General features: G+C 69.6%; 7 protein-coding genes. 5 read left to right on the forward strand and 2 right to left on the reverse strand.

Annotation, left to right across the window (positions count from 1 at the left end; genetic code table 11):
- Positions 1-2: 2 nt before the first annotated feature.
- Together dapB and ACT2CW_RS48135 are read left to right on the forward strand one after the other, a co-directional pair.
- The gene (gene dapB / locus ACT2CW_RS48130; protein ID WP_445521169.1) at positions 3-755 is read left to right on the forward strand and encodes a 4-hydroxy-tetrahydrodipicolinate reductase; all 753 of its coding nucleotides are present in this window, start codon (positions 3-5) and stop codon (positions 753-755) included.
- A 10-nt stretch (positions 756-765) separates the two neighbouring features.
- Positions 766-1,227, forward strand: a complete 462-nt coding sequence (locus ACT2CW_RS48135) for a tetratricopeptide repeat protein (RefSeq protein ID WP_138917228.1) — start codon at positions 766-768, stop codon at positions 1,225-1,227.
- 111 nt (positions 1,228-1,338) lie between these two features.
- Here the strand turns inward: ACT2CW_RS48135 and ACT2CW_RS48140 are convergent, their stop codons facing one another.
- Both ACT2CW_RS48140 and ACT2CW_RS48145 read right to left on the reverse strand, forming a co-directional pair.
- Positions 1,339-1,890 carry a PH domain-containing protein gene (locus tag ACT2CW_RS48140; protein ID WP_164433741.1) on the reverse strand — a complete coding sequence of 184 codons (552 nt, stop codon included), beginning with the start codon at positions 1,888-1,890 and terminating at the stop codon, positions 1,339-1,341.
- Positions 1,891-1,955: 65 nt separating this feature from the next.
- The gene (locus ACT2CW_RS48145) at positions 1,956-2,198 is read right to left on the reverse strand and encodes a hypothetical protein (RefSeq protein ID WP_164433740.1); all 243 of its coding nucleotides are present in this window, start codon (positions 2,196-2,198) and stop codon (positions 1,956-1,958) included.
- Positions 2,199-2,376: 178 nt separating this feature from the next.
- On the opposite strand from ACT2CW_RS48145, the gene thyX reads away from it, so the two are divergent.
- The 3 genes from thyX to ACT2CW_RS48160 all read left to right on the forward strand — a co-directional run bounded on the left by thyX (position 2,377) and on the right by ACT2CW_RS48160 (position 6,033).
- Complete coding sequence (thyX, locus tag ACT2CW_RS48150) at positions 2,377-3,117, forward strand: FAD-dependent thymidylate synthase (protein ID WP_445521170.1); 741 nt, start codon at positions 2,377-2,379, stop codon at positions 3,115-3,117.
- 206 nt (positions 3,118-3,323) lie between these two features.
- The gene (gene dapA, locus ACT2CW_RS48155) at positions 3,324-4,223 is read left to right on the forward strand and encodes a 4-hydroxy-tetrahydrodipicolinate synthase (protein WP_037960719.1); all 900 of its coding nucleotides are present in this window, start codon (positions 3,324-3,326) and stop codon (positions 4,221-4,223) included.
- Between the two features lie 124 nt (positions 4,224-4,347).
- Complete coding sequence (locus ACT2CW_RS48160; RefSeq protein ID WP_164433738.1) at positions 4,348-6,033, forward strand: ribonuclease J; 1,686 nt, start codon at positions 4,348-4,350, stop codon at positions 6,031-6,033.
- Positions 6,034-6,092 lie beyond the last annotated feature (59 nt).

Below are 6,092 nucleotides of genomic sequence, written 5' to 3' on the forward strand. Positions count from 1 at the left end.
CGATGAGCAAGCTGCGTGTGGCCGTCCTCGGCGCCAGGGGACGGATCGGCTCCGAGGCCGTACGAGCCGTGGAGGCCGCCGAGGACCTGGAGCTGGTCGCCGCGCTGGGGCGGGGCGACCAGCTCCAGACCCTGGTCGAGGCGGGCGCCGAAGTGGTGGTCGAGCTGACCGAACCGGCCTCGGTGATGGACAACCTCGAGTTCTGCCTCCGCCACGGCATCCACGGCGTCGTCGGCACCACCGGCTGGACGGACGAGCGCCTGGCACAGCTGCGCGGCTGGCTCGACGCCTCGCCGACCACCGGTGTGCTCATCGCCCCGAACTTCTCCATCGGCGCCGTGCTGACCATGCGGTTCGCCCGCCAGGCCGCCCGGTTCTTCGAGTCCGTCGAGGTCATCGAGCTGCACCACCCCAACAAGGTGGACGCCCCCTCCGGCACGGCCGCGCGCACCGCACAGCTGATCGCCGAGGCCCGGCGGGAGGCCGGCTGCGCCCCGCAGCCGGACGCCACCGCCACGGCGCTCGACGGGGCGCGGGGCGCGGACGTGGACGGGGTGCCGGTGCACTCGGTGCGGCTGCGCGGGCTCCTGGCCCATCAGGAGGTCCTGCTGGGCGGCGAGGGCGAGACGCTCACCATCCGCCATGACTCCACCCACCACAGCAGCTTCATGCCCGGCATCCTGCTCGGCGTCCGCCGCGTGGTGGCCGCCCCCGGCCTGACCTTCGGCCTGGAACACTTCCTCGATCTGGACTGAGGGCACAGCGGTGCGCGCAAAGATCACATATTTCGTTCTCGCGGCCGTCCTGGTCGTCTACTTCGTGCTGGTCGGCGACCGCGGGGTGCTGCTGATCAGGGAGGGCACCCCGGTCACCGTCGTCTTCGGTGTGGCGGTGCTGGTGATGCCCCTCATCGGCGGCTGGTTCCTGTGGCAGACCACGCAGTTCGCGCGGAGCGCGGACCGGCTGGCCCGGGAGCTGGAGGCGGAGGGCGGGCTCCCGGTCGACGAGCTGGCGCGGACGCCCGGCGGGCGGATCGACCGGGACTCGGCGGACGCCGTCTTCGCCAAGCGCAGGGCCGAGACCGAGCAGTCGCCGGACGACTGGCGGTCCTGGTTCCGGCTCGCCGTGGCGTACCACGACGCCCGGGACACCGCGCGTGCCCGCAAGGCGATGCAGCGCGCCATCGCCCTGCACGACGGCAAGCCGGTGCGGGCGGCCGGGGGCTGACCCGGGGCCGCCCGCGGTGGTACGGCTAGCGGTAAGGGGGCTCGGCGGCGCCCCTCCGCCGCCGTAGGACTGAGCGGTGCTGCCGTACGACTCAGCGGCCTGCCGTACGGCTCAGCGGTGGGCGGCGGACCAGCCCTCGATCGCGTCGGCGGCCCTCTCGAAGCTCTCCGCCTGGCCCAGGAAGTCGGCGTCATGGCTGGTGATCAGGGTGTCCGGCGCTCCGCCGCGCACGGACTGGAGCAGCAGCGCCTGCCCCTGGACGGTGCGCGGCAGTCCCAGCCAGCGGACCGGCTGCTGGGCCGTGCGTATCGCGGCGACGTCCTGCCAGCGCACGGTGGTGCTGCGCAGGAGGCCGATCCGGCGCAGCCCCTGGGCGCTCACTACGACACCGCTGCGTACCAGCCTTACGGCCGTCACGATCATCAGCGCCGCGACGCCGACGCAGACGCCCGCCGCGGGCAGCGATCCCGCCATCGCGATGATCATGGCGGAGAACAGGACGTACGAGGCGAGCAGCAGCAGAAGAGCGGCGCCCCCGACCCTCCAGGGGCCCGGCCGGTAGGGACGGCGCCAGCGGTCCGGGTCCTCGTAGCCGAGCGGGTCCGCTCCGGCCGCCGCGTCGTCGTCTCGGGCGCGGTCGGCGGTCAGGAAGGGCAGGGGCACGGGAGTTCCTCACTCACACACATGTCCGGATGGGCCTGTGCTGGCTGAGGCTATCCCAGGGCCGGTCAGCGTCCGTCGGACGCCTCTGACTGCTGGATCTGGTGGGTGGGGTGCGACTGACTGTCGAGGGCGGGCATACCGAACATCAGCGAGCCGATGAACCCCGCGACGATCGTGAGCCCGATCAGGGTTCGGCCGGCGATCTGGGACGGTGTGGCGCGGGGGCGGGGTGGTGGGGTGACGTTGCTGCGGAAACGGTCGGCTTCGGCGATGAAGGCGAACGGCACGGGCTCTCGCCGGCGGAACATCTGCGGGCTCTCCTTGGAACCTCGAACGTGAGTACTTCAATGTGTAGGACGTGTGAATGAGTGATTGGGTGCCCGGATCCGACGACTTCAGTCAAAAATTTCGGCTGAGCGAGACTGTCGGTGGTGGCCCGTAAGCTGGGCGCCGCCCTGAGCGACGCACCATGGAAGGACCCGCCCGGTGACCGAGACCCCCGCCGAGATCGAGAAGGCCAGTTTCCGCAGCGAAGTGACCGTCGAGCTGGTCAAGCACAGCGCTGCCGACTCCGATGTGTTGTGGGCCGCGCGGGTGTCCACCGCGGGCGAGCAGTCCCTGGAGGAGATCACCAAGGACCCGGAGCGCTCCAAGGGGCTGATCAACTTCCTGATGCGGGACCGCCACGGCAGCCCGTTCGAGCACAACTCGATGACCTTCTTCATCAGCGCCCCGATCTTCGTCTTCCGCGAGTTCATGCGGCACCGCGTGGGCTGGTCGTACAACGAGGAGTCCGGTCGCTACCGCCGTCTGGAGCCGGTGTTCTACGTCCCGGGGGAGGCCCGCAAGCTGGTCCAGCAGGGCCGCCCGGGGAAGTACGAGTTCGTCGAGGGCACCCCGGCGCAGCACGAGCTGACCGGCCGGGTCATGGAGGACGCGTACCGCCACGCCTATGAGGCGTACCAGGAGATGCTGGCCGCCGGAGTGGCCCGCGAGGTGGCCAGGGCCGTGCTCCCGGTCGGCCTGTTCTCCTCGATGTACGCCACCTGCAACGCCCGCTCGCTGATGCACTTTCTGGGGCTGCGCACCCAGCACGAGCAGGCCGCCGTGCCGTCGTTCCCGCAGCGGGAGATCGAGATGGTGGGGGAGCGGATGGAGGCGCACTGGGCGGGGCTGATGCCGCTCACCCATGCCGCCTTCAACGCCAACGGCCGAGTGGCTCCGTAGCCGGCCCCGTGGCCCGGGCCCCGGTCCCCGGACGGATCACCGGGCGAAGTGTCCGTATTGCGGCGTTTCGAGAAGTTCATCTAGGCTGAACAAACGGGCCCGGCACTGCTTGAACCCCCGAGCAGGCAGTGCCGGGTCCCATCTCTTCGCTCCGTCCGCAGCCCCGAGCGAGCGCCGTGGGGCGCGCTACGAGTAGCGTGGAGCCCATGGCACCGACATCCACATCGCAGACCCCTTTCGGGCGGGTGCTGACCGCCATGGTCACGCCATTCACCACTGACGGCGCGCTCGACCTCGACGGCGCCCAGCGACTCGCTGTTCATCTGGTGGAAGCCGGCAATGACGGACTGATCGTCAACGGCACCACCGGCGAGTCCCCCACCACCAGCGATGCGGAGAAAGCCCAGCTCGTACGCGCCGTGGTGGAGGCGGTCGGCGACCGCGCCCACGTCGTGGCCGGAGCGGGCACCAATGACACCCGGCACAGCGTGGAGCTCGCACGCGCCGCCGAGCAGGCCGGTGCCCACGGGCTGCTGGCCGTCACGCCGTACTACAGCAAGCCGCCGCAGGAGGGCCTCCTCCGGCACTTCACCGCCATCGCCGACGCCACCGGCCTGCCGGTCATGCTCTACGACATCCCGGGCCGCAGCGGTGTCCCGATCGGCACCGAGACCATGGTCCGGCTCGCCGAGCACCCGCGCATCGTCGCCAACAAGGACGCCAAGGGCGACCTCGGACGCGCCAGCTGGGCCATCGCCCGCTCCCGCCTCGCCTGGTACTCCGGCGACGACATGCTGAACCTGCCGCTGCTGTCGGTCGGCGCGGTCGGCTTCGTCTCCGTGGTCGGCCACCTGGTCAGCCCCGAGCTGCGGGCCATGCTCGAGGCGCATCTCGCGGGTGACGTCGCGAAGGCAACGGAGATCCACCAGAAGCTGCTGCCAGTCTTCACCGGCATGTTCCGCACCCAGGGTGTGATCACGACCAAGGCCGCGCTCGCCCTCCAGGGCCAGCCCGCGGGGCCGCTGCGCCTGCCGCTGGTCGAGCTGACCGCCGAGGAAACCGAACAGCTCAAGCGCGATCTCGCCGCCGGCGGGGTACAGCTCTAAGCAAAGAGGCGATTACTCGCACCTTCATACTTCACAACTGCATACAGACACATCAGCAAGTGCACGAATGTCACGCGCGCCATGTGCCCAGGGGGCATGTGGCGCGCGTGGTGAGGAGAGTCTTTTGAGTCATCCGCATCCTGAGCTCGGCCCTCCGCCGAAGCTCCCCGAGGGCGGTCTGCGCGTCACCCCGCTCGGCGGCCTCGGTGAGATCGGCCGGAACATGACGGTCTTCGAGTACGGCGGCCGGCTGCTGATCGTCGACTGCGGGGTGCTCTTCCCCGAGGAGGAGCAGCCCGGAGTCGACCTGATCCTGCCGGACTTCACATCCATCCGGGACCGTCTCGACGACATCGACGGCATCGTCCTCACCCACGGCCATGAGGACCACATCGGCGGCGTCCCCTTCCTGCTCCGCGAGAAGCCCGACATCCCGCTGATCGGCTCCAAGCTGACCCTCGCCCTGATCGAGGCGAAGCTCCAGGAGCACCGGATCCGTCCCTACACCCTCGAGGTCGAAGAGGGGCACCGGGAGCGGATCGGCCCCTTCGAGTGCGAGTTCATCGCGGTCAACCACTCCATCCCGGACGCCCTGGCGGTCGCCATCCGCACCCCGGCCGGCATGGCCGTGCACACCGGCGACTTCAAGATGGACCAGCTGCCGCTCGACGGCCGGCTCACGGATCTGCCCGCGTTCGCCAAGCTCGGCGAGGAGGGCATCGATCTGCTGCTGGTGGACTCCACCAACGCCGAGGTCCCCGGGTTCGTACCGCCCGAGCGCGATATCTCCGGTGTGCTGCGCCAGGTCTTCGGCAACGCGCAGAAGCGCATCATCGTCGCCAGCTTCGCCAGCCATGTGCACCGCATCCAGCAGATCCTCGACGCGGCGCATGAGTACGGACGCAAGGTCGCCTTCGTCGGCCGCTCGATGGTCCGCAACATGGGCATCGCCCGTGACCTCGGCTATCTGCGGGTGCCGGCCGGTCTCGTCGTGGACGTGAAGACCCTCGACGACCTTCGGGACGACGAGGTGGTGCTGGTCTGCACGGGCTCCCAGGGCGAGCCGATGGCCGCGCTGTCCCGGATGGCCAACCGCGACCACCAGATCCGGATCGTCGAGGGCGACACCGTGATCCTTGCCTCCTCGCTGATCCCCGGCAATGAGAACGCGGTCTACCGGGTCATCAACGGACTGACGCGATGGGGCGCCACGGTCGTCCACAAGGGCAACGCCAAGGTCCATGTCTCCGGCCATGCCTCGGCCGGTGAGCTGCTGTACTTCTACAACATCTGCAAGCCCAAGAACCTGATGCCGGTGCACGGCGAATGGCGCCATCTGCGCGCCAACGCCGAGTTGGGGGCGTTGACCGGGGTTCCGAAGAACCGCTGTGTCATCGCCGAGGACGGTGTCGTGGTGGACCTGGTCGACGGCATCGCCAAGATCGTCGGCAAGGTGCAGGCGGGATACGTGTACGTGGACGGCCTCTCGGTCGGCGATGTCACGGAGACCTCGCTCAAGGACCGCCGCATCCTCGGCGACGAGGGCATCATCTCGATCTTCGTGGTCGTCGACAGTACGACCGGCAAGATCGTGGGCGGTCCGCATATCCAGGCGAGGGGCTCCGGTATCGAGGACTCCGCCTTCTCCGCGGTCATCCCGAAGATCGAGGACGCCCTGGTCAAGTCGGCCTCCGACGGGGTCGTGGACCCGCATCAGCTCCAGCAGCTGGCGCGCCGCGCGGTCGGTAAGTGGGTCTCCGACAGCTACCGCCGCCGGCCGATGATCCTTCCCGTGGTCGTCGAGGTCTGACGTCACCTCTGACACTCCCTCAGCACCACACCGGCGCTGAACACTCGGCGGGGGTTCTC

It is taken from the genome of Streptomyces sp. NEAU-174 (assembly GCF_052665095.1).

Coding starts and splice junctions, on each gene's coding strand:
- dapB (WP_445521169.1), top strand. CDS start 3: ATGAGCAAGCTGCGTGTGGCCGTCCTCGGCGCCAGGGGACGGATCGGC.
- ACT2CW_RS48145 (WP_164433740.1), bottom strand. CDS start 2,198: ATGTTCCGCCGGCGAGAGCCCGTGCCGTTCGCCTTCATCGCCGAAGCC.
- dapA (WP_037960719.1), top strand. CDS start 3,324: ATGGCACCGACATCCACATCGCAGACCCCTTTCGGGCGGGTGCTGACC.